The organism is Nocardia miyunensis NBRC 108239 (assembly GCF_001613065.1).
GTDB lineage: Bacteria > Actinomycetota > Actinomycetes > Mycobacteriales > Mycobacteriaceae > Nocardia > Nocardia miyunensis.
Genome location: NZ_BDBQ01000117.1, coordinates 1 through 22,748, shown reverse-complemented (window position 1 = coordinate 22,748; position 22,748 = coordinate 1). Strand labels below are relative to the sequence as shown.

19 protein-coding genes are annotated in these 22,748 nt (G+C 64.3%); 15 read left to right on the top strand and 4 right to left on the bottom strand.

What is annotated here, in order from left to right; translation table 11 throughout:
* Position 1 precedes the first annotated feature (1 nt).
* From NM2_RS41950 to NM2_RS41915, 8 genes are all read left to right on the top strand, one after another.
* Positions 2-1,285 (top strand): MCE family protein, encoded by a 1,284-nt coding sequence (locus NM2_RS41950; RefSeq protein ID WP_067682037.1) that lies wholly within the window; start codon positions 2-4, stop codon positions 1,283-1,285.
* Positions 1,285-2,424, top strand: a complete 1,140-nt coding sequence (locus NM2_RS41945; protein WP_084532095.1) for an MCE family protein — start codon at positions 1,285-1,287, stop codon at positions 2,422-2,424. Before NM2_RS41950 ends, NM2_RS41945 begins: the two co-directional genes overlap by 1 nt.
* Positions 2,421-3,833, top strand: coding sequence for an MCE family protein (locus tag NM2_RS41940; RefSeq protein WP_067681996.1), 1,413 nt, complete (start codon positions 2,421-2,423; stop codon positions 3,831-3,833). Before NM2_RS41945 ends, NM2_RS41940 begins: the two co-directional genes overlap by 4 nt.
* Positions 3,833-4,525, top strand: coding sequence for an Rv1363c family protein (locus NM2_RS41935; RefSeq protein ID WP_067681994.1), 693 nt, complete (start codon positions 3,833-3,835; stop codon positions 4,523-4,525). The genes NM2_RS41940 and NM2_RS41935 overlap by 1 nt, the downstream gene beginning before the upstream one ends.
* A gap of 80 nt (positions 4,526-4,605) precedes the next feature.
* Positions 4,606-5,112: an Rv1363c family protein gene (locus NM2_RS41930; protein ID WP_157121770.1), complete on the top strand. Its 507-nt coding sequence runs from the start codon at positions 4,606-4,608 to the stop codon at positions 5,110-5,112.
* Positions 5,109-5,801 (top strand): Rv1363c family protein, encoded by a 693-nt coding sequence (locus tag NM2_RS41925; RefSeq protein WP_067681979.1) that lies wholly within the window; start codon positions 5,109-5,111, stop codon positions 5,799-5,801. Before NM2_RS41930 ends, NM2_RS41925 begins: the two co-directional genes overlap by 4 nt.
* Positions 5,798-6,487 carry an Rv1363c family protein gene (locus NM2_RS41920; protein WP_084532094.1) on the top strand — a complete coding sequence of 230 codons (690 nt, stop codon included), beginning with the start codon at positions 5,798-5,800 and terminating at the stop codon, positions 6,485-6,487. Before NM2_RS41925 ends, NM2_RS41920 begins: the two co-directional genes overlap by 4 nt.
* 33 nt (positions 6,488-6,520) lie before the next feature.
* A complete protein-coding gene (locus tag NM2_RS41915) occupies positions 6,521-7,516 on the top strand; it encodes an ABC transporter ATP-binding protein (protein WP_051194370.1) in 996 nt (331 codons plus the stop codon).
* A gap of 184 nt (positions 7,517-7,700) precedes the next feature.
* Here NM2_RS41915 and NM2_RS41910 read toward each other — a convergent pair whose 3' ends face one another.
* Both NM2_RS41910 and NM2_RS41905 read right to left on the bottom strand, forming a co-directional pair.
* Positions 7,701-8,939 (bottom strand): acyl-CoA dehydrogenase family protein, encoded by a 1,239-nt coding sequence (locus NM2_RS41910; RefSeq protein ID WP_067681978.1) that lies wholly within the window; start codon positions 8,937-8,939, stop codon positions 7,701-7,703.
* A gap of 45 nt (positions 8,940-8,984) precedes the next feature.
* Positions 8,985-9,398: an SCP2 sterol-binding domain-containing protein gene (locus NM2_RS41905; protein ID WP_067681976.1), complete on the bottom strand. Its 414-nt coding sequence runs from the start codon at positions 9,396-9,398 to the stop codon at positions 8,985-8,987.
* 369 nt (positions 9,399-9,767) lie between these two features.
* On the opposite strand from NM2_RS41905, the gene NM2_RS41900 reads away from it, so the two are divergent.
* From NM2_RS41900 to NM2_RS41870, 7 genes are all read left to right on the top strand, one after another.
* Entirely contained in the window at positions 9,768-10,217 is a 450-nt protein-coding gene (locus NM2_RS41900) for a ketosteroid isomerase-related protein (RefSeq protein WP_067681973.1), read from the top strand.
* Between the two features lie 30 nt (positions 10,218-10,247).
* Complete coding sequence (locus NM2_RS41895) at positions 10,248-10,751, top strand: ketosteroid isomerase-related protein (protein ID WP_067681970.1); 504 nt, start codon at positions 10,248-10,250, stop codon at positions 10,749-10,751.
* A 2-nt stretch (positions 10,752-10,753) separates the two neighbouring features.
* On the top strand, positions 10,754-12,319 hold the full coding sequence (locus tag NM2_RS41890) for an acyl-CoA synthetase (RefSeq protein WP_067681966.1): 1,566 nt from the start codon (positions 10,754-10,756) through the stop codon (positions 12,317-12,319).
* Between the two features lie 47 nt (positions 12,320-12,366).
* Entirely contained in the window at positions 12,367-13,872 is a 1,506-nt protein-coding gene (locus tag NM2_RS41885; RefSeq protein WP_067681964.1) for an aldehyde dehydrogenase family protein, read from the top strand.
* 138 nt (positions 13,873-14,010) lie between these two features.
* The gene (locus NM2_RS41880; RefSeq protein WP_157121768.1) at positions 14,011-14,625 is read left to right on the top strand and encodes a hypothetical protein; all 615 of its coding nucleotides are present in this window, start codon (positions 14,011-14,013) and stop codon (positions 14,623-14,625) included.
* A 56-nt stretch (positions 14,626-14,681) separates the two neighbouring features.
* Positions 14,682-15,236 carry a flavin reductase family protein gene (locus NM2_RS41875; RefSeq protein ID WP_067682031.1) on the top strand — a complete coding sequence of 185 codons (555 nt, stop codon included), beginning with the start codon at positions 14,682-14,684 and terminating at the stop codon, positions 15,234-15,236.
* Positions 15,237-15,418: 182 nt separating this feature from the next.
* On the top strand, positions 15,419-18,871 hold the full coding sequence (locus NM2_RS41870) for a serine/threonine-protein kinase (RefSeq protein ID WP_067681959.1): 3,453 nt from the start codon (positions 15,419-15,421) through the stop codon (positions 18,869-18,871).
* A 107-nt stretch (positions 18,872-18,978) separates the two neighbouring features.
* On the opposite strand, the gene NM2_RS41865 is transcribed toward NM2_RS41870, so the two are convergent.
* Positions 18,979-21,144 (bottom strand): 3-hydroxyacyl-CoA dehydrogenase NAD-binding domain-containing protein, encoded by a 2,166-nt coding sequence (locus NM2_RS41865; RefSeq protein WP_067681952.1) that lies wholly within the window; start codon positions 21,142-21,144, stop codon positions 18,979-18,981.
* A gap of 19 nt (positions 21,145-21,163) precedes the next feature.
* A complete protein-coding gene (locus NM2_RS41860; protein ID WP_067681948.1) occupies positions 21,164-22,372 on the bottom strand; it encodes an acetyl-CoA C-acetyltransferase in 1,209 nt (402 codons plus the stop codon).
* Between the last annotated feature and the right edge of the window lie 376 nt (positions 22,373-22,748).

The window sequence follows — 22,748 nt, the reverse complement described above, 5'->3', positions numbered from 1 at the left end:
GATGACGCGTACAGCGCTGGTGAAGCGTGTTATCAAGAGCAAGGTGGTGCTTGTCGGCGTGACCGCCGTTGTCCTGGCGGGCATGGCGGGAATCGGCTGGCACTTCTACAACCGGGAGACGACAGAATCCGCGACCGCGTATTTCGAGAACACCAACGGGTTGTTCCTCGGGGACCGGGTCAAGATCCTGGGTGTCGACATCGGCACGATCGACGCGATCGATCCGGATGGCAACCGGATGCGGGTGAAGTTCCACTACAACGCTCGCTACAAGATTCCCGCGCAGGCCAAGGCGGTGATCCTTTCCCAGAGCCTGATCTCGGCCCGTGCGATCCAGCTGACTCCGGCCTACACCGGCGGTCCGCAGCTGGCCGACGGCGGTCAGATTCCGCTCGAACGCACCGCGGTGCCGATCGAATGGGACGATCTGCGCAAGCAGTTGCAATCGCTGGCCGACTCGATCAACCCGACCCAGCAGAACAAGGCCGGCGCGCTCGGCGACTTCGTGAACTCCGCGGCGAATGCGCTCAGCGGCAAGGGTGATCAGATCAACGACACCCTCAACAAACTCTCCAACGCGATGACGACACTGTCCGACGGGCGTGACGATCTGTTCGCCACGGTGCGGAACCTGCAGGCGTTCATGACCGCGTTGTCGGCGAGCGACAGCCAGATCGTCCGGCTGAACCAGAACGTTGCCTCGGTGTCGAGTGCGCTCGATGGCACCGATCAGGAGTTGGCCACTGCGTTGCAGAGCGTGGATGCCATGTCGAGCCGGCTCGAGCAGTTCGTCAAGGACAACCGGGACCCGGCGGCCAAGTCGGTCGCGGACCTGGCCGCGGTGACCAAGTCGCTCAACGATATTCGTCCCAATATCGAGCAGTTGCTACATGTCGCGCCGACGGCGATCCAGAATTTCTACAACATCTACAACCCGGCACAGGGATCGTTCACCGGTGCGCTGGCGGTGACACAGCTCGACAATCCGGTGCAGTTCATCTGTGGCGCAATTCAATCGGCGAGTCACCTCGGCGCGGCGGACGCCGCGAAGCTGTGTGTGTCACAACTGGCGCCGGTGCTGCGACTGCTGCAGATGAATTATCCGCCGGTCGGCGTGAACCCGGTTTCGGGTCTGTCGGTGCGTCCGGAGCAGATCGACTACAGCGAGCAGTGGCTGCGCGGCCGCGCGCCCGCGCCCGCGACCACCCAACCGGTGAATGCGGCCGGCGGTCTGGCCGGGCTGTTGGGAATCCCGAATCCCGCGAGTACAGGAGGTGGCCGGTGATGCGGTGTAAAAAGCGTTTCGCGGCGATGGCGTTGATCGGCGGTCTCGCGCTGGGCGCGGCCGGATGTGAGTGGCAGGGGCCGAACTCGCTGCCGCTGCCCGGCACGGTCGGCGGGGGTACCGGTTCCTACACCGTCAAGATCGAGATGCCGAATGTGACATCCATTCAACGTAATTCGCGCGTCCGGGTGAACGACGTGACCGTCGGCAACGTCACCGACGTGCAATTGGTGGGCTGGCACGCGCAGGTGACGGTGACCCTGAATCGAGATGTGCACCTACCGGCGAACGCCACCGCCAAGATCGGCCAGACCAGTCTGCTGGGCTCGCTGCACGTCGAGTTGGCGGCCCCGCTGAACGAGCCGCCGGTCGGAGAACTCAAGGACGGCAGCGTGATTCCGGTCGACCACGCCAGCACATATCCCACCACCGAGCAGACGCTGGCCTCGCTGTCGACCGTGCTGAACGGCGGTGGGCTGGCGCAGCTCCAGGAGATCAACAACCAGACGAACGCGGCCCTGTCCGGCCACGAGAAGGAGGTTCGTGATCTGCTCACGCAGACGAACACCTTCAGTAGCGACCTCAATGCGCAGAGCAATGACATCATCAGTGCCGCAACGGGCCTGAACCGTCTGGCAGCGACCGTCGGGAAGCAGAACGACGTGCTGGCGACCGCCCTCGATCGGATTCCGCCCGCTCTGTCGATCCTGGCGCAGCAGCGTCAGCAGCTCACCGACACGGTCACCGCGCTCGGCGGGTTCGCCGACTCGGCCGATCAGGTCGTCACCGCCAGCTCTCAGGATCTGCAGCAGAACCTGCATGACATCGAACCGGTCATGCGTGAGCTGGCCAATGCAGGACCCGATCTGACCGGGGCGCTGGGGTTGCTCCCGACATATCCGTGGCCGCTGGCGAATATTCCGAAGTTCTTCCGTGGTGACGCGGGAAACCTGAGCGGCACAGTCGATCTCACCCTCGGACGGCTGGGGCGCGGACTGTTGCAGGGCACGCCGCTCGAGGGGGTGCTCGAGAACGCGGAAACGCGCCTGGGGCGCACCGTCGACCGGGTGCCCGCCTTGTCGACGAAGAATCCGTTGACCGCGGGCCTGGACAACGTCGTCGTGCGAGGTGGGAAATGATCCTGTCCAAATTCGTACGCATCCAGCTGATCATCTTCGCCGTCGTGACGGCGGTCGCCCTGATCGTCATGGGCGTGGTCTATCTGCGAGTGCCGTCGGTGGTCGGCATCGGCCGGTACCGGGTCTCGGTGCAGCTGAACACCAGCGGTGGTCTGTACAACAGCGCGAACGTGACTTATCGCGGCAAAACCGTCGGCATTGTTACCGGTGTGGCGGCGACCAGGACCGGCGCCGTGGCGACACTCAGCGTGGACAGTTCGGTGCGAATCCCGGTGTCGTCCACTGCGAATGTGCACAGCCGCTCGGCGATCGGCGAGCAGTATCTGGATTTCGTGCCGACCTCGCCGGACGGGCCGTATCTGACGGACGGCGACGTGGTTCCCGCGACGCGCACAACGGTGCCACAGGACATCGCGCCGCTGATCGACACGCTGAACACCAGCCTCACCTCCATTCCCAAGGACAAGCTCTCCACGCTGATCAACGAGACGCAGAACGCTTTCGGCGGCTCCGGTGACGCCCTGCAGCGCCTGTTGAACGGGACCGACCGGGTGCTCGACCAGACGCACACCGATACCGGTGCGGTGACCACACTGATCGACGATTCGGCTCCATTCCTGGACTCACAACAGGTCAGCAGCCCCGCGATCCGGGACTGGGTCGCGCATCTGTCGAACTCCGTGCGACAGGCCCAGGCCAGCGATCAGCAGGTTCGCGACATCCTGAAAACCGGGCCCGGGTCGGCGCGTGAGGCCAGCGAACTGTTCGGACAGCTGCACCTGACCGCGCCGCTGCTGGTCGCGAACCTCAGCAGCCTGGGCCAGGTAGCCGTGACCTACAACGCGTCCATCGAGCAACTACTGGTCCTGCTGCCCGCGAGCGTGAGCGCGCTCAAGACCATCAACCTCCCGGATTCCGGCGGCACCAACCGGGCCTTCCTGGATTTCAAGCTGAACCTCAACGCCCCGTCGCCGTGCACCACCGGATTCCTTCCGCCCGCACAGCGCAGGGATGGTTCGTCGGTCGATGCCCCGGTGCGCACCCCGAATCCCATCTACTGTGCGATTCCGCAGAACGCCGACAACGCGGTTCGCGGTGCCCGCAACCTGCCCTGCATGGATCACCCGGGCAAGCGCGCGCCGACGGTCGAGATGTGCGACAGCGACAAGCCCTACGTTCCGCAGGGCACCAACCCCTGGCGGGAAAACCCCACGCCGACAATCGACAACCCGCAGGCGCCCGCCGCACCCGCGTCCGCGCCGACACCGCATGTGGGCACCGCGAGCTACGACCCCGCCACGGGCGGATATCTAGGCGGCGACGGGACCGTCCACACGCAGCCAGGACTGGTCCCCGGCACCGGACAGGTTGCACCGACACTGCAGACCCTGCTGACAGGAGGCCACTGATGACGCACCGAACCGACGCGCCCCCACGGAGCGAATCGCCGACCGCTGAGGAGGACGTCGGCGACGAGCGAGAAATCGCCACGGAGCGGGAGACAGCAGAGTTCAATCCCGAGGACCTCGAGGACGAACAGGCCTCGGATGCCATCGATTCCGAGAGCACTGACGAGGACGCACCGCGCAACGCCGCCTCGCGATGGCTCGTGCGCCCGAGCCTGAACGCGGTCGGCGCGGCGCTGGTCGTACTTGTGCTGGCGGGGTTGGCGACGGCGGCGATCGCGCTGGTCATCGTGCATCGCAACAGCGATCGGGCCGGTGAACGAGATATGGCCCTGTTGGGGGCCGCCCGTCAGGAGGTCGTCAACCTCATATCGCCGAGTGTCAAGGATCCCACGGGCAGCGCGAACCGCATCGCCTTCGATGCGACCGGTCAGTGGCTGGCGGAATTTCGGGGAGTCCAGAACAACTTCGTCGGTGCGATCAACGATTCGAAGACCGACTCGACAGGCGAAATCCTGGGCGCCGGAATCGAGCGGCACAACCCCGACGGCAGTACCACCGTGCTGGTGACGGCGGTGTCCAAGGTGTCCAATTCCTCGGGCGCCAAGGACGATCCGAGAACCTGGCGTCTGCGGGTCGATGTGGTCCAGGCAGCAGGGGGCTACAAACTCTCGAAGGTCGAGGTCGTCCCATGATCGCGCGCCTGGGGGTATCGAGAATTCCCTTCGCCGTCGGTGGCCGGCCGATGTCGATGATTCAGCGGAGGATCGGCTCGGTGGATCTGCGGCGGCGTATTTCCGGCCGCTGGGCGTTGAAATTGAGTGTGCTTGCGCTGCTGGCGGTTCTGGCGACGGCGTTCGCGGCGGTCGGGTACTTCTGCTACACGGTTCCCGACCGGCACACCAACGAGATTCGCAGCAGCGTCGCCGAGCAGGCTGGAAAGCTCACCGCGAGTGTGCTCACCTACCGGGCCGATTCGGTCGACTCGGACGTGCGCCAAGCCGAGAGTCACCTCACCGGGAATTTCCTGGCCTCGTATTCGAAGCTGACCGCTGACACGCTCATCCCGCAGGCCAAGCAATCCCACGTCGCCGCCCGATGGGAGGTCAGTGGTACCTCGCTGGTATCGGCTGGTGACGACTCCGCGGTGGTGCTGGTCTTTCTGCGCGGAGTGACCACGAACAGCACGAAGCCGGATCCGGCCTATCTGGTCAGCAGCATCCGGGTGCACGTGGTCAGACCGCACGGCCAATGGCTGATCGACCGAATGGAGCCGCTGTGAGAACCGTGGACGTCGCGAAGGACGAGGCGCCGGTTATCGCCGAAGCGGATCTGGACACCACCGAATCGGACACGGGCATCGCCCAAGCGGACCCGGAGCCGGAATCCGATGCGCCGCAGCCCCACACCGGACGTCGTTACCTGGCGATTCGTATCGCCGCCGGGCTTCTCTCGCTCATCTTCGTGGCCGGTTGTGTGGCCGGTGGCTGGTCGATGAGCGGACACCACACGGTTGTCCGGAACAACGATCATGATCAGCAGATCATGCAGTTCTCGATGGACGCAGTGGCACAACTGATTTCGACCGATTCCGCGGATGCCGGCGGATACGTGGACCGCGTGCTGGCGAACTCGACCGGGCAGTGGCATGACGAATTCGACGCGCGTAAACGTTCGGTCCTGGACACGATGCAGGCATCTGGCGGCGTGAGCACCGGACACGGCGTCGCCGCCGGTATCGAGCGGCACAACCGGGACGGGAGCATCACCGTCATGGTCGTCGCCACGTCCCAGACGTCGGTTCCGCTGCCGCAGTCGAACCAGGCTCCGGGGCCGGACCAGGCGAGCCACAGCCTGGCACTGCCCAACGGGGTGCAGGTGAAGACCGAGCCGAAGCAGTACCAGCTGCGCGTCGACATCACGGAGGTCGGCGGAAAGTACAAGCTTTCGAAAGTGGGGTTCGTCCAATGAGCGTCCGTACCAGTACCCGCTACCTACGCACAGTCGTATCGATCGCGGCAGATCTGGTTCCGGCGGCGATCGTCGCCGCGGGGATCGTCGCCGTCTCCTCGGTGTTGGGGAATCCGGTGTGGATGCAGGTGGTGTGCGGAGTCGTTATCGTCGCTGCCCTGGGCTCCGCCTGGTGGAACGGCCTGATGCACAGGCGGCAGCACAGTCGCCGGCGCCTCGTTGGTGGCGCCGTTGTGCCGATTCTCATTCTGGCGCTGCTGGTTTCGCTACAGTTGCTGGTCCAGCACTCGGCCGATCGTGACCTCGCTTCCGCCCGCGACACCGTCGCCAAGGCGGCCTCCGACAGTGCGGTAGTGGTGCTGTCCTACAAGCCGGAGACCGTCGAGCAGGACCTCGCTTCCGCGAAAACCCGCCTGACCGGCGAATTTCTCGATACCTACGGTCAGCTGGCGGACACCGTGGTCGGCCCGACCGCCAAGGAGAAGCAAGTCAGCATGCAAGCCACACCCGTGGGTGCGGCAGTGGAATCGGTGTCCGAGGACAAGGCCACCGTCATCGTCTACATCAACCAGACCACGACTGTCGCGGGCAATCCGCAACCGTCCCAGTCGCAGAACGCCTTGCGCGTGGGCCTGACGAAGGTGCAGGGGCGGTGGTTGATCAACCGGTTCGATCCGCTGTTCTGACCGCCAGGGCAGCGTAGGAGAAGGAGAGTCATCGTGAGTGGTGTCGAAGTCCATGTCGAAGGATTGACGAAATCGTTCGGCTCCCAGACGATTTGGCGTGATGTCACGCTGACTCTGCCACCGGGTGAGGTCAGTGTGCTGCTGGGCCCCTCCGGCACCGGCAAGTCGGTGTTCCTCAAGTCGCTCATCGGGCTGCTGCGGCCCGAGTACGGCTCCATCCTGATCGATGGGACCGACATTCTGGAATGCAGTGAGAAGGAACTCTACGAGATCCGCAAGTTGTTCGGCGTGCTGTTCCAGGACGGTGCGTTGTTCGGGTCGATGACCTTGTTCGACAACACGGCGTTCCCGTTGCGCGAGCACACCAAGAAGAGTGAATCCGAGATCAAGAAGATCGTCATGGACAAGCTCGACCTGGTCGGCCTCACCGGCGCGGAAACCAAATTGCCGGGCGAGATTTCGGGCGGGATGCGCAAACGTGCGGGCCTGGCGCGGGCTCTGGTACTGGATCCGCAGATCATCCTGGTCGACGAGCCGGACTCGGGACTCGACCCTGTCCGCACCACCTACATCAGCCAGTTGTTCCTCGATATCAACGCACAGATCGATGCGACATTCCTGATCGTCACACACAACATCAACCTGGCCCGCACCGTGCCCGACAACATCGGTATGTTGTTCCGCCGCGAACTGGTCATGTTCGGTCCCCGCGAAGTGCTCCTCACCAGCGATGAGCCGGTTGTCAAGCAGTTCCTCAACGGCCGCATGATCGGCCCGATCGGCATGAGCGAGGAGAAGGACGAGGCTCAGATGGCGCACGAGCAGGCACTTGTCGACGCCGGTCATCACGCCGGCGGCGTCGAGGACGTCGAGGGTATCGTGCCGCAGATGCAACCGACCCCGGGAATGCCTTTCCGGCAGGCCGCGGCGCGGCGCGAGGAACGCGTGCGCGGCATCCTGCACACGCTTCCGCAGAATGCTCGGCGTGCCATCGAGGAGATGCTCGAACCGGCCGGGCTCTCCGCGTGACGCCTGTCCTACAAGGAGACTCCATGACCATCGATCTGGTCGATCCCATCCAGAACCTGGTTACCGCGATTGCGTGGCTGCTCATTCGAGGTCATCTTCCGCCGTCGTGATCGGCGAAGCTCTCGGGTGACGAAGCAACCCCCGGCCTGTTCGGCCGGGGGTTGCTTCGATCCTGATGCCGATGTCAGTCGGCGAGCTCCTCGGGCTGGAGCAGGAACTCACCGATGTATGTCCGGGACTGGTCGGCGTTGAGGGGCTGGAACATCGCCGCCGCGGAGTCACGGTAGAGGCGTTCGAAGATCGTGCCCTTGCGGAAGGACGAGCCGCCGACCATGCTCATGGCGTGCCGGGTCATGTGCAGAACGTTGTCGGCGATGAAAGTCTTGGCCAGGCCGATGTAGGGGAATCGCAGTTCCAGCGGCCACTCGTCGTCCTTCCCATCGATAAGTTCCTGACAGGTCTGGTACAGCACCCGTCGGCTCACCTCGACGCGCGAGGCCATGTCGCCGATGCCATCGATGATGTGGCCGACGCCGGCGACCTTGGTGTCCTGAGCGACGATCGCGCCGAAGGTGGCGCCGAGCGTCTTCTTCGACAGCACCGCCCGCGATTCCTCCAGCACGCGGTACTGCATGCCGAGGTAGATGCTGGCGAACATCAGTGAGGCCCACTCGAGCACCCCGAATGCTCCTGAGCGCCACTCGCAGATGAAGCCGTCTTCGGGGACGTAATAGCCTTCGAAGTGGATTGTCTGAGTGCCGGTGGCATGCATTCCCAGAGCGTTCCAGGTCTTCTCGATCCGGATCCCGTCACCCTGGCCGTTCTCGTCGACCTTGAACTCGCCGATGAAGAAGCTCTCGGCGTTGACCCGCTCCTGGAAATCCTCGGGCAGGTTGCCCGCGGCGTCGGTGATGGTCGCGTTAGTGGTGATGATGTCCGCGGCCTCACAGAGGGTGCCCCAGGTCTTCTTGCCGTATAGCCGCCAGCCGCCCTCGGGCTGGGGAACCGCCTTCATATCGGCCAGGCCACTGAACCCGGCGCGCTGCTCGGAGAACGGGCCGAAGATGAGGTCGCCCTCCGCCACGCGACCGAGCCAGTACTTGTTCTGCTCCTCGCTCATCAGATTGCCGGCGATGCCGACCATGATGTAGTGCATGTTGTAGGCGAGGGTGATCGCGGAGTCGCCCTTGGACAGTTCGCTGACCACCTTGGAGGTCTGCAGCAAGTCGCCGCCCAGTCCGCCGAAGCTTCGCGGCACCGGCAGCGCGCCGAGGCCCGAGTCCTTGAACGCCTTGATCGAGGGATATGCGAAGGTGTTCTTCTCGTCGTACTCGGGTCCGATCTCGCGGAAGAACTTCGAGACCTTCTGGGCCTTCTCGAAGTACGGTTGAAACTCTTCGTCGGTCATATCCGGGTTCAGCATGCCTGCTCCTTGATTGTAGTGAGAAGTGTTGGGGTAGAAGGTTTTCTAGCGGATCAGCAGATCCTCGCGACCGGCATCGACGAGTAGCTTCTTGTAGACGTCGAACAATCCCGCAGTCAGCGGAAGCAGCTTCAACGCAATTGACCGTTTGCCATCGAGCTTGACCTTCCGCTGAGCCATCGCGAGTGTGAAGTTGAGCTTGCCCTGCCAGAACCGGTTACTGTTGTCCGAAGACATCCGAAGCTGCACGGTGGCTTCCATACTCCGCGCTGCGTCGCCGCTCGTGACCAACTGGCCCGGGAAATCGATCACCATGACCGCATCGGGATCGTTCTGGATCAGCTTCACGACCAATCCGGTGCCCGCGGTGGCTTCGACGAACGCCGGTTCCTTGGTGGCGATTTCGAAAATTCCACCGATATAGGTGTAGACCTCGTCCGCATTTTTGAACGTGCTCATGGATCAACCCTTTGCTTCGTGTGTGTTCAGCTCAGTCTGGCAATGGCGGCCGTGTGGCCACACCTCCCGGAAGAGGGATTTGAGACCAACGAAGGGGGAGAAAATCCTGGGAAATGCCAGTTGGCAGGTGTGGGTCGCGGGGCCGCGATGGCCGAGGGAGGGGGTGCCCGTCCGAGGGCGGGCCTCGCCCGTCTCATGGCCGCGAACGTCGTGGTCCCGAGGGCATCGACTCATGTGCGCGCTCCGGACCGCATACCCTCGCATCCCCCCTTAGGACGGTGCTTTTCCTCCGAGAGGAAGTCGAATCGGTGACCTGGGTCGCAATACCTTGAATTGTGTTACTCACGAACCGAGGGAGAGTGAACTTCTATGAGTCATGCCTTTGCAATCAAGTGGCTGAAGGCCTTCCGGGACAGCCCTGAGGCGATCGTGGCGCTTTACGCGGACGGATTCCTCTTCGAGGACCCCATTCTCGGTCAGAAGATTACCGACCGAGACGAGCTGCTGCGTGTTTTCGCGCCGTATGCGAACAAAGACACAGAAAACGGAATCGGGATCAACAATTTCCGTATCGACGAGGTCGTCGGCGACGAGAAATCGGCGATCTACCGGTGGACGTGGACGGCCCCGACCGCGACGGCATTCGTCGGTGTGCCGACCAACGGCAAGGTGCCCGGGGCGCGTGGCATCACGTTCCACGTCTACGACGACGAGGGGCTGATCGTTAAGGAGGCGAGTCTCTGGGACGTCGCCACCGCGGTCGGCGAGCTGGGTCTGCCAATCGAGCCGCGTTCGGTTGCCAATCCCGTCAATGCCTGAACCACGCACTCTCCGAAGGGAATTCGAATCATGAGCACGCACGACGACCACGTTCAGCGCTGGATCAAAGCGCTGACCACCGACACCGAGGCTGTCGTCGATCTGTATGCCGACGACCTGGTGTACGACGACCACGCCGATCGTGACCACGTTCTGTCCACGGCGATCACCAAGACGGAACTCGCCCCGCGACTGGCGCCGTTCGCGAACAGCGATTCGGCGAATGGTGTCGGCATCCACCGCTTCGACGTCTTCGAGAGCTTCTCGCTCGCAGGCACGGGTGGCAACCCGGCCGTGGTGATCCGCTGGCAGTGGACCGGCCAGGACCTCGAGACCTACCGTGGCGTTCCCACCGGCGGCAAAACCCTGACCACCCAGGGGATCACCTGGCACCAGCTCGACGCCGACGGAAAGATCGCACGCGAGACGACCTACTGGAACGATACCCCGGTGCTGCAGGAGCTGGGCCTGCCGATCATCACCCCCGAATACTGGGTCGAGGGCTTCGACCCCTCGACGCTCGCTGGTTCCTGACCATGTGGGGTACGTTGCCGGACGTCCTGGATCGGGCGTGCACCTACTACTCCTGCTCAGTGGCGATCATCGACGGCGACCGGTCGATCACGTACCGGGAGCTGGGCCAATGGCGTAACCGTGTCGCCAACGGCCTGATAGCACTGGGCCTGCAGAAGGGCGAACGGGTCGGGTTGCTGTTGCCGAACTGCCTGGAGTTCATCCCGACGCAGCACGGGATCTGGGCGGCCGGCGGCGTGCTCGTCCAACTGCCGATCCGGTCGGCCGCGGAGGGGTTCCGATCGAACCTCGCGCAGACCGACGCGACCACGCTGATCTATCACGCACAGTTCGACGACAAGGTCGCCGCGATCCGGGACCGGTTGCCGAAGCTACAGAATCTGGTCCGACTGGGCGGCAGCCCGGAGACGAATCCGAATGATGCGCAGGACTATTCGGAACTGGTACGCATCCAGCCCAGCACCCGGCCGGAGATAGACCTGTTCGAGGACGACGAGGCGTATGTCCTGTTCACCTCGGGCAGCACCGGTGAGCCGAAAGGTGTGGTGAATTCTCATCTCACCTGGGCGCAGTACAGTATCTCGGCGGGGCTGGAAATCGGCGACATCCGATTCGGCGAGGTATTCGCACACGGCGCGCCGCTGACCCACTTCACCCAGATCTTCGTGATGCCGACGTTCGTGCGCGGTGGTACGAACGTCATGCTGCCGGGACTCGAGGTCGAGGGCCTGTTGACGAGCATCGAGCGGTTCGGGGTGACTGCGACAGCGGTGGTCCCGACCATCGTCTACCTGCTGTTGGACCACCCGAAGCGGGGTCAATACGATCTGTCGTCTCTTCAGACCATTATCTATGCGGGGTCGCCGATCACGCCGGAGCGACTTCGTGAGGCGCTGGAAGTCTTCGGACCGATCTTCATCCAGACTTACGCGGGGACCGAACAGGGATATGTCTCTTGCCTGCGCAAGAACGAGCATCGCCTGGATTCGCCGGCGTGGATCGAGCGTCTCGCCTCGGCCGGTCGCCCGATGTTCCAGGTGCGAGTGAGCATTCAGGACGACGACGATCGACTGCTTCCGGTGGAGAAAGTAGGCGAGATCTGCTCGAAGCAGCTCGGTCAGATGCTCGGCTACCTCGATCCGTCCCGCAATCGCGAAGCGCTGCGTGACGGCTGGGTACACACCGGCGACATCGGTCGGCTCGACGAGGATGGTTTCCTCTATATCGTCGATCGTAAGAAGGACATGGTCGTCAGCGGTGGTTTCAATGTCTTCCCGCGACAGGTCGAAGATGTGCTGGCGACGCATCCGGCGGTGGCGCAATCGGCGGTGATCGGGGTGCCGCACCAGAAATGGGGCGAGGCTGTCCATGCCGTGGTCGTGCCGAAACCGGGTGCGCGGATTACCGAGCGCGAAGTGATCGACCACGTCAAGGCCGCTCTGGGGAGCGTTCCCGCTCCGAAGACGGTCGAGTTCGTCGACAGCGTGCCCGTCAATCCGGCCGGCAAGGTCGACAAGAAGTCGATCCGCGCTCCGTATTGGCAAGGGCGAGAACGACAAATCGGATGACGCGCCCGCGCCATGTCCGACGGTTCACATCAGATCAGGAGTAACCGATGAGCACCCCTCATTACTCATTGTTCGTCGACGGTAAATGGATAGACACCGGCGACATTTACGAAATTCGCAGTCCCGCAACCGAAGAACTGATTGCGACGGTCGCCAAAGGTGGTGTCGCCGAAGTCGATCAGGCCGTGGCCGCCGCCAGGGCCGCACACGAAGAGGGCACGTGGCGGCGCACCTCGCCTGCCGGGCGTGCGGCGCTGCTCAACGAGGTCGCCACCCGATTGAGTGGACGCGTCGACGAACTCGCGGTGCTGCAGACTCGAGAGAACGGCGCCACCATCCGGATCACCGGTGCGCTGCATGTCGGGTTGTCGGTAGCGCAGATGCAGTACCTGGCCTCCCTGGCGGAGAACTATGAATGGGAGACCAGCGGGCCGGAGATCGGTCCGGTTCCGGCTGTCGGCATCGTGCGCCGCGAGCCACTGGGCGTGGTTGCGGCGATCGTGCCGTGGAACATCCCGCTGCTCACGACGGTGTGGAAGATCGCGCCCGCGCTGGCCGCAGGAAACACGGTGGTGCTCAAGCCGGACGAGCATGCACCGCTGCTCGCGCTCGAGCTGGCCAAAGAATTCGAGGCAGCCGGGCTACCCCCTGGTGTGCTCAACGTGATCACCGGCGACGGCGACCCTGTGGGTGCCTATCTCGCGGGTCATCCCGATGTTCGCAAGGTGGCATTCACCGGCTCCACCGCCGTTGGCAAGAGCATCCTGCGTCAGTCTGCCCAGACCATCCGGCGGGTCACTCTCGAACTCGGAGGCAAGGGCGCCAACGTCCTGCTCGACGACGCCGATCTCGATATCGCCGTGGATGGCGCCCTGTTCGCCTGCATGGCGAACAACGGCCAGGCGTGTGAGGCCGGAACCCGCCTGTTGGTGCCGACGAGCAGGTACGACGAGGTCGTGGGGCGCCTGATCGAGCGGGCCTCGACCCTGAAGGTCGGTGATCCTCTCGATCCGACCACCCATATCGGTCCGATCGCCTCCCGGGTACAGCGGGACCGCATCTTCGACTACTTCAAGATCGCAGCCGAGGAGGGCGCCACCGTCGCGCTGGGCGGCCGGGCGCCGTCGGGGCCGGGGTTCGACAAGGGGTATTGGATCGAGCCGACCATCTTCGTCGGCGTCACCAATGCCATGCGGATCGTGCGCGAGGAGGTGTTCGGGCCGGTGCTCACCGTTCTGGCCTACGACACGGTCGATGAAGCGATCAAGATCGCCAACGACACCAATTATGGTTTGTCGGCCGGGGTCTGGGGCAGCGAGGAGCGTGCGCTCGAGGTCGCCCGCCAGCTGGATGCGGGCATGGTCTGGGTCAACGACTGGCACGTGATCCACCCGGCGTACCCGTTCGGCGGTTACAAGGAGAGCGGTCTGGGACGCGAAGGCGGCCCCGATGCGCTCGATGAGTACACCGAGCAGAAGTTCATCTCGCTGGATCGGTCGGGCGGTATCGAGAACAAGGCGTTCGCGATCGTGATCGATCCGGCAACGGCCTGATACCTGCCGCAGGGCAACGGATGGTGGTTCGCGCCGCCTCGGTGCGAACCACCATCCGCCCGGACGTGGAGAGGGCTCGCGGCGAGCGGTTCACGGTCGGCAACGACAGCCGGACCCGAAGACAGGAATGGAACGAATATGTCGCGCTGGACAATCGGGGCAAGACCCCCGTTGCGGGTGGCACTCGAGCTGACCACGGTCGGTCACCATGCCGCGGCGGTGAGCAACGGGCACTCCTGCGACCCGGATGAATGGCTGAACCTGACCGTGGCCGCCGCCGAGTCGAAACCGTCGTCTGTCGTGCGGATCCAGGCACCCGATCTTACTGCGGCACAACAACAGACGGCCCGGCTCAAGGCTGCCGCGACCGGAGAAGGACGCGACCCGAGTACGGTCATCGTCCTGGTCGACGTCGAAGTGATGGTCGCGCACGACGCGCCGGCCGCGCGCCGGGAACTGGCCCGACTGGACAGTCGGCTGCAACGGCCTTCGATACCGACTTCGCTGCGGTACGTCGGAACACCGGAGGGCTTGGCCGGTCTGATTGCCGATATTCACGCCGTACACGTCGCGGACGGTGTCACGATACTGCCCCTGGCGAACTCGGAGGTCTTGGGACACATCGCTTTCCGAACTCTGCCGTGGCTCGGATCGATCGGTGCGGCGCTGTCCCCCGAGCAGGTCGCGGCGGTGCGCGGGCGAGCAATGCGGTACGGGGACGGCCGGACGGCGGACGCCTGGCAGCCGGCCTGACCGCCGTGCCCATCCCGGTCATCACCACCTCGGTGGACGGAACTAAGGAGAAATCCATGTCGAGCTCGATCGAAGAGGCCGCGAGCCGGCCGAATCGCCCGGAACAGTTCCGCAATGTCAGCGCACACGAATACCGTGCCGCATTGCGTCGTCATCCGGCCGGCGTCACGATCGTCACGCTGAACTCACGCAGCGGCCCGGTTGGCTTCACGGCGACCTCGTTCGCCTCGCTGTCGTTGGATCCGCCGCTGGTGTCGTTCAATATCACCTGCACCTCGTCGAGCATCGGTGCACTGCAGGCAGCGGAGGCGGTAGTCGTCCATTTGCTCGGCACACACCAGCTCCATCTCGCGAAGCGGTTCTCGCAGACAGCCGATCAGCGGTTCGCCGATGAATCGCTCTGGTCGCCGCTGGATACAGGGGAGCCGGTGCTGCATGGCACCCCCACGTGGATCCATGCCCACGTACAACAGCTGATTCCGGCCGGCGATTCGGTATTGGTCGTTTGCCGTGTCGTGCGCGTGTACTGGGACGACGACGGCGAACAGGCGTACGCGCCGTTGCTGTATCACAAAGGCACATACTCCGCCGCGATCCCGCTGGGCGAGTAGCGGATCCGGCTGCCATGTTCACGCCGCGTCAGGCTTCCGGAGTCGTCTCGATCGCCCGAGCCGACCAGGCTACGCGCGGTATGCTGGTAATACGCCAGCAGGCGGACCGGACGGCTGCCGGTGCGATGAGCAATTTCCGGTCTCGTGCGACGCGGGTGGATGTCGGGAGATGGGGCCGATCGATGGTCAGCTTCGATCCGCAGCGGACCCGCCATGATCTCGCCGAAAGCATTGCCTCGGAATTGGAGTCGGCAGGTTTCGAGGGCGTCACCCCGATCGGGAACGGCGGCTTCGGAGTGGTGTATCGCTGCGAGCAGCCGGCATTGGATCGGACCGTGGCGGTGAAGGTACTCACCGCGGAACTGGACTCGGAGAACCTCTCGCGGTTCTTGCGTGAGCAACGGGCCATGGCCAAGCTCTCGGGACACCCGAATATCGTCAGCATTCTGTTCAGCGGTGCGCTCTCGGCGGGGCGACCCTACATAGTCATGCCGTACCATCCGCAGAAGTCCTTCCGGGAAAAGATCGAAGGCAGTGGGCCACTGCCGTGGAGCGATGCCGTCCGGGCTGTGATCAAGACCGCGGGCGCCCTGGAAACGGTCCATCGCTCGGGGGTACTGCACCGTGATGTCAAACCCGGAAACATCCTGTTGAACGAGTTCGGTGAAGCTGAACTCACCGACTTCGGCATCGCGCACGTATCCGGCGGCTTCGTCACGACCACCGGGGTCATCACCGGATCACCCGCGTTCACCGCGCCGGAGGTGCTCCGAGGTTCCCCGCCGACCGTCGCCTCGGACGTGTACAGCCTCGGGTCGACGCTGTTCTGCCTGATCACTGGGCATGCCGCTTTCGAGCGCCGGACCGGGGAGAAGCTCGTTTCCCAGTTTCTGCGCATCACCTCCGAGCCGCTGCCCGACTTGCATGCACTCGAAATCCCGAAAGACGTCGGTAGCGTGATCGAACGGGCCATGTCGGACGATCCGGGGGACCGGCAGCTCTCGGCCGCGGAATTCGGCGACGAACTGTGCGTGAGCCAGCTCCGCCACCATCTTCCCGCCGATCGAATGGTTCTTCCCGTCGAAGCGAAAAATGAAGGAGCGGAAAAGAATTCGACCATCCGGGCGATCGGGCCGCCGCGGTTCACCATAGGCGCCACCGGCTCGAGCCGCAGGTCCTCCGCGCTGTGCACACCACCCGCCGCGTCGACCAAATTCCGGCCGCCGACGCCGGCACGTCCCATGGTCGTGCGGCAGCGCCTGTTCGATTTGCTCCGAGCCGGGCAGCGCCGGCGACTGATCGTGATCCACGCGCCGGCCGGATTCGGCAAGAGCACGCTGGCCGCTCAGTGGCGTGACATCCTCGGGCGGGAGAATGTGCGTGTCGCATGGTTGAGTGTCGACCAGGACGACAACAACGTGCTGTGGTTCCTGGCGCATCTGATCGAGGCCCTGCGGCCGGTGTCACCCGAGCTGACCGAAAAGCTCGAGCAGATGCTCGAACTGCACGGCGGCGACGCGTCGCCCTATGTGCTCTCCGCCCTGGTCGATGAGATCCACTCCACGGCAGAACCGGTCGCGATGATCATCGACGACTGGCACCGAGTCACCGACGCCGCCACCAGATCGGCGCTCACCTACCTGTTCGATCGGGGGTGCCATCACCTCCAGGTGATCGTCACCAGTCGCAACCGGACCGGTCTGCCGTTGAGCAGTATGCGAGTTCACGACGAACTCGTCGAGATCGACTCGAACACCTTGCGATTCAACGTTTCCGAAGCACGCTCGTTCCTCGCGGGTGCGGGCGGGCTGGCACTGGACCCCGCCGACATCGCCCACTTGACCGAGTCGACCGAAGGCTGGGTGGCCGCATTACAGCTGGCATCGCTCTCGCTGCGGACCGCCGAGGATCCCAGCGACCTGATCGGCAACATGTCGGGCCGCCACCACGCCATCGGTGACTTTCTGGCCGAGAACGTGCTCGACGGGCTGGAACCGCGGATGCTCGAATTCGTGCTGCGCACCTCGATCACCGATCGCTTGTCGGGCGGCCTGGCCTCGGCATTGTCCGGAATGCCGGATGGCACCGCATTACTGGAGGAGGTCGAGGCCCGTGACCTGTTCCTCAGCAGAGTCGACGTGGATCGGGAGTGGTTCCGGTATCACCATCTTTTCGCCGAGTTCCTGCGCCGGCGGCTCGAGCGTGATCATCCGGAATGGATCGCGGACCTGCATCGCGCCGCAGCCCGGTGGTTCTCGCACGAGCGACTCCTTCGCGAGGCGGTCGAGCACGCGCTGGCGGCCAGTGACCAGAGATGGGCTGTGGACATGGTGGAGCGTGACGGCACGCGGTTGCTCGAGCAGTCGCAGATGTCGACACTGCTCGCGGTGATCGGGAAGCTGCCGGTGTCCGCGGTGTCGTCGAGTCCGCGCCTGCAACTCGCGGTGGTATGGTCCAGCCTGCTCCTGCAACGTCGTGACACCGCGAATTCCGCTTTGGCGCATGTGCGTTCACTACTTCGCTGTGATGGCCGCGAGCGGGACGAGAGCCTGGAGATCGAGGCCGCCGTGGTCGAGGCCGCCGTGCGCGTGTCTGGTGACCGTGTCGGTGGAGTGCGCGAACTGGTGGCCGATGCGTTGGCCCGGCCGGACATACTGCATCCTTGGGTCGTCAGCACCGCGGCCGATATGGACGCCTTCGACGCGATCTACCGCTTCGATTTCGCGGCGGTGCATCGAAGGCAGCAGTGGGCGGCCGACTATCATCGGCACACGCGTGGGCCGTTCAGTGTCATGTACGGCTACAGCTTCGACGGCATCGCGGCGAACGAGGAGCTCGATATCGCCGCTGCCGAGGAGTACTTCCGTAACGCGGTGCGCATCGCGAGGCAGAGCCGTGGCGGACGGTTGCACGCGGCGCGGATCGCCAGCGCCCTGCTGGGCGACCTCCTGTTCGACATGGGCGATATCGATGCCGCGGAACGTCTGCTCGACGAAGGATATGAACTCGGTCAGGAGGGCGGCATCGTCGATTCCATGCTTGCCACATTCGGCACGGGCGCACGGATCAAAGCGTTGCGCGGGGATCTCGACGGCGCCCGGCAGCGCCTGTCGGACGGCTTGCGCCTCGCTACCGCGCTGTCCTTGCCCCGGCTGGCGGCCCGCATCGTGAACGAGAGCATCCGGACCGGGATACCCGTTCCCGCCGAACGCGATTCGGACGAGGGCTCCGCACGGCCCGGCTCGGGCGAAGCCGGGAACGGGATAGAGCTGGTGACGGCGGAACTGGAGCAGGACTCGGTGATCCGGGAGTTGCTTGCGCGGCAGTCGATCACAGCTACGGCCGAGGCAGGTATGCTCGCGCGAGCCCGCGTGGACCGCATCGCCGGACAAGGTCGGCCCAGGGCGCTGTTGCAGGCCAACCTGCTGCTGGTCGCCTGTCTCGCCGCGGCAGGCGAGACGGAACAGGCCGAGCGGATCCTGCTGCCGTGCGCACGGATGTGCGCGGAACGATCGCTGATCGGTCTGCTCCGCTACGGCGACCCAGGAGTGCTCGCGATCCTCGAACGCGTCGCGCGCGACACCGAGCGCGGGTCCACGCTGCCCGAGGCATTCCTCGACGCGGTGTTGTCGTAGTAGAACGTCGAGGCGAGCGCGGATCCGGTCCGGCCTACCTGCCACACAATGTTACGGCCGACGGGACACCCAGCGGACCGGGTGTCCCGTCGGCCGAAAGGGTCGCATCAGCGGTATGTCTCGCCGCGCGATGCCTTGGCCAGCAGCGAGTCCGGCGGCGTGAAGCGATCACCATAGCGGTCGGCCAGTTCCCGTGCCCGCGAGACGAAACCGGTCAGCCCGCCGTCGTAGCCGTTGATGTACTGAAGCACCCCGCCGGTCCAGGCCGGAAAGCCGATTCCGTACAGCGACCCGATATTGGCGTCGGCAACGGAGGTCAAAACGCCCTCGTCGAAGCATCGCACGGTTTCCAACGCTTCGGCGAACAGCATCCGGTCCTGTAGATCTCGCAGGGGGATGTCGTTGGCGCCCGCGCCGAAGGCGGAACGCAACCCGGCCCATAGGCCGATGCGCTTACCTGATTCGTCGTAGTCGTAGAAGCCACCACCGGTCGAGCGACCCTTGCGATCGTATGCGTCGATCATGGTGTCGATGACCGCTTCGGAGCCGTGCGCCGTCCATCGTCCACCGGCGGCCTCGATCGCGGCGCATTTCTCCTGGCGGATCTTACGCGGCAGCGTGAGGGTCAGTTCATCCATGAGTTGCAGTGGCGGAGCGGGGTATCCGGCCTGCGCACCGGCCTGCTCGATCAGCGCCGGAGTGACGCCTTCGCCGACCGCGGCGACGGCCTCGTCCAGAAAGGTCATGATCACTCGGCTGGTGAAGAAGCCGCGGCTGTCGCCCACGACGATCGGGACCTTGCCGATCTGCTGGGTGAAATCGAAAACCTTCGCCAAGGTCTGCCGGGAGGTGTTCTTACCGGTGATGATCTCGACCAGCGGCATCTTGTCGACGGGAGAGAAGAAATGGATGCCGATGAAGTCCTGCTGCCGATTCACGCCCTCGGCCAGCGTGCCGATCGGCAGTGTGGAGGTATTGGATCCCAGCACCGCGTCGGGGGTGACGATATCCTGAATCTCCTGGAACACACGCTGTTTGATCTCGACGTCCTCGAATACCGCCTCCACGACGAAGTCCACGCCTTCGAAGTCGGCGCTATCGGCGGTCGGAACGATGCGGTCGAGGAGTTCCTTCGATTTCGCTTCGGTCGTTGTGCCGCGGGCCAGTGCCTTGGCCTCCAACGCCTCTGCATATCCCTTGCCGCGCACCGCCGATTCCGCAGTGACGTCCTTGAGGACCACCGGAAGCCCTGCCCGCGCGCACACGTACGCCAGCGCGGCGCCCATCATTCCGGCGCCGAGGATACCGACTTTCTTCGCGGCGAAGGCCGGCTCGTCCGCGGGACGGCTGGCGCCCCCATGCACGGTCTGGATATCGAAGAATGCCGACTGGATCATGTTCTTCGCGATCTGGCCGGTGACCAACGGTATGAAATAGCGGGTCTCGATCAGTGCGGCCGACTCGAAGTCGACCTGTGCGCCCTCGACCGCCGCGGCCAGGATGGCACGCGGTGCCGGTAGCGGAGCACCCTTCGACCGGCTGTGCAGGGCCGCGGTCAGGATCGGAAGCTGGGTCGCCAGTTCGGGATCGGCGGGGGAGCCGCCGGGAATCAGGTAGCCCTTGGCGTCCCATGGCTGGCCGGCATCCGGATTCGCCTCGATCCATGCCTTGGCGGCCGGGACCAACTCCTCGACCGTGTCGACGATCCGGTGAATCAGTCCGAGCTGCAACGCTTTCTCTGGTTTGAACCGCGTGCCGGACAGCAGAACCTCGCTCAGCGCACGCTGCAGGCCGAGTATGCGCACGGTGCGCGTGACTCCGCCGACCGCGGGCAGCAGTCCCAGCCCGACCTCGGGCAGTCCGACGACTACGCCTCGTGCGCAGGCGATCCGGTGATGTGTCGCGAGTGCGAGCTCGAGTCCGCCGCCGAGCGCGGCGCCGTTGATGGCAGCCACAACGGGCCTGCCCAATGTCTCGAGCCGGCGCAGCTGTCGTTTCAGGCTGTTGCAGAAATCGGTGAAGTGCTGTGCGTCGGCGGGTGTCGCGGCGATCAGGTCGTCGAGGTTGCCGCCCGCGAAAAATGTCTTCTTCGCCGAGGTCAGAACGATGCCGCGGAGCGAGTCGCGCTCGGTCTCGAGTCGATCGACCACTGCGGTCAGTGATTCGAGGAACTCGTTGTTCATCGTGTTGGCCGCCGCGGCTGGATCGTCGAGGGTCAGGACCACGATGTCGTCCGAGTCTCGCTGCCAGCCGATTACCTGTGGTTGCTTCATTGCAGAGTTCCGTTCCAGCTCAGAGGCGTTCGATGATGGTCGCGATTCCGATACCGCCGCCGACGCACAGCGTGACCAGTGCACGGCGATCTCCGCGTCGTTCCAGCTCGTCGATCACAGTGCCCACGAGCATGGCCCCGGTGGCGCCGAGCGGGTGCCCCATAGCGATCGCGCCACCGTTGACGTTCAGCTTCTCGTCGGGAATGCCCAGATCCTTCTGGAACTTCAGAACCACCGAGGCGAAGGCCTCGTTCAACTCGAAAAGGTCGATGTCGTCGATGCTCAGACCCGCCCGGGCGAGCACCTTCTCGGTGGCCGGACGCGGTCCTGTCAGCATGATCGTCGGGTCGGCGCCCGATACCGCGGTTGCCACGATGCGCGCCCTGGGCGTGAGTCCGAACTGCGTGGCCGCTCCTTCGTTTCCGATCAGAACCAGTGCGGCGCCGTCGACGATTCCGGAGCTGTTACCACCGTGGTGGACGTGGTCGATCCGCTCGACGGAGGGATACTTCTGCAGCGCAACCGCATCGAAGCCGGCGGCTCCGAGCTTGGCGAACGACGGCTTCAGTGCTGCCAGCGACTCGATCGTCGTCGCCGGGCGTCGATGTTCGTCCTGGTCGAGCACGGTGACACCGTTGAAATCCTTGACCGGAACCACCGACTTCGTGAAATACCCACCAACCCAAGCAGATTCCGCACGCTGCTGGGACCGGACGGCGTAGGCGTCGACGTCGGCGCGGCTGAACCCCTCGATCGTCGCGATGAGGTCGGCGCCTACGCCCTGCGGGACGAAGTGGAGATCGTAGGCGGTGGCCGGATCGTTGAACAACGGCCCGCCGTCGGTACCGATCGGAACACGCGACATGGACTCGACCCCACCGGCCAGAACCAGATTCTCGAATCCGGAACGCACCTTCTGAGCGGCTAGATTGGTCGCCTCCAGGCCAGAGGCGCAGTATCGGTTGACCTGAACTCCCGCAACAGTATTCGGCAATCCGGCGGCCAGTGCGGCTGCCTTCGCGATATTGCCTCCCTGATCGCCCACCGGCGTGACGACGCCCAGAACGAGGTCGTCGATACCAGCCGGATCGAGATCGGGGAAGCGAACCTTCAGTTCATTGATCAGGCCGACTACGAGGTCGATCGGCTTGACACTGTGCAGCGATCCGTTCTTCCCCTTACCTCGGGGGGTGCGAATCGCCTCGTACACGATGGCCTCGTTCGGCATCGGCGCTCCTCATTGTCTGCGGCCCTATCTGTGGGCGTTCTCCGGCCGTGATGGTGGCTCGGACAGTCGAACGATCAATCACTTGGTGATAAGTCATGCGCTCCCGCGCTCGCGCGGTGTCAGCTGAAGGTAACGCAGCACACCACCTACAGTCAATATTGACTGTAGGTGGTGTGAGGTTGGGCTGTCATGGGTCGGTGATCGGTGACAGCTGCTGCGGCGCTGTGGTAATTCGTCCTCAATAAGATCGAATTATCTTGTGTAGTAATATATTTCGTCATGGGGCATGTCGGGTCGGCCGATGTCCGGTGACGACAGGTTGTAGCTGGTCACTTGCAGGTTGTATCTGTCACCGGATGGATGGTCGGCGACCTAG

Bases quoted from the DNA above. Each gene is read 5' to 3' on its own strand.
- NM2_RS41910 (WP_067681978.1), bottom strand. From the start codon at position 8,939: ATGCTGAACCCGGATATGACCGACGAAGAGTTTCAACCGTACTTCGAG.
- NM2_RS41900 (WP_067681973.1), top strand. From the start codon at position 9,768: ATGAGTCATGCCTTTGCAATCAAGTGGCTGAAGGCCTTCCGGGACAGC.
- NM2_RS41870 (WP_067681959.1), top strand. From the start codon at position 15,419: ATGGTCAGCTTCGATCCGCAGCGGACCCGCCATGATCTCGCCGAAAGC.
- NM2_RS41895 (WP_067681970.1), top strand. From the start codon at position 10,248: ATGAGCACGCACGACGACCACGTTCAGCGCTGGATCAAAGCGCTGACC.
- NM2_RS41935 (WP_067681994.1), top strand. From the start codon at position 3,833: ATGACGCACCGAACCGACGCGCCCCCACGGAGCGAATCGCCGACCGCT.
- NM2_RS41890 (WP_067681966.1), top strand. From the start codon at position 10,754: ATGTGGGGTACGTTGCCGGACGTCCTGGATCGGGCGTGCACCTACTAC.
- NM2_RS41940 (WP_067681996.1), top strand. From the start codon at position 2,421: ATGATCCTGTCCAAATTCGTACGCATCCAGCTGATCATCTTCGCCGTC.
- NM2_RS41880 (WP_157121768.1), top strand. From the start codon at position 14,011: ATGTCGCGCTGGACAATCGGGGCAAGACCCCCGTTGCGGGTGGCACTC.
- NM2_RS41945 (WP_084532095.1), top strand. From the start codon at position 1,285: ATGCGGTGTAAAAAGCGTTTCGCGGCGATGGCGTTGATCGGCGGTCTC.
- NM2_RS41860 (WP_067681948.1), bottom strand. From the start codon at position 22,372: ATGCCGAACGAGGCCATCGTGTACGAGGCGATTCGCACCCCCCGAGGT.
- NM2_RS41920 (WP_084532094.1), top strand. From the start codon at position 5,798: ATGAGCGTCCGTACCAGTACCCGCTACCTACGCACAGTCGTATCGATC.
- NM2_RS41865 (WP_067681952.1), bottom strand. From the start codon at position 21,144: ATGAAGCAACCACAGGTAATCGGCTGGCAGCGAGACTCGGACGACATC.
- NM2_RS41950 (WP_067682037.1), top strand. From the start codon at position 2: ATGACGCGTACAGCGCTGGTGAAGCGTGTTATCAAGAGCAAGGTGGTG.
- NM2_RS41885 (WP_067681964.1), top strand. From the start codon at position 12,367: ATGAGCACCCCTCATTACTCATTGTTCGTCGACGGTAAATGGATAGAC.
- NM2_RS41905 (WP_067681976.1), bottom strand. From the start codon at position 9,398: ATGAGCACGTTCAAAAATGCGGACGAGGTCTACACCTATATCGGTGGA.
- NM2_RS41875 (WP_067682031.1), top strand. From the start codon at position 14,682: ATGTCGAGCTCGATCGAAGAGGCCGCGAGCCGGCCGAATCGCCCGGAA.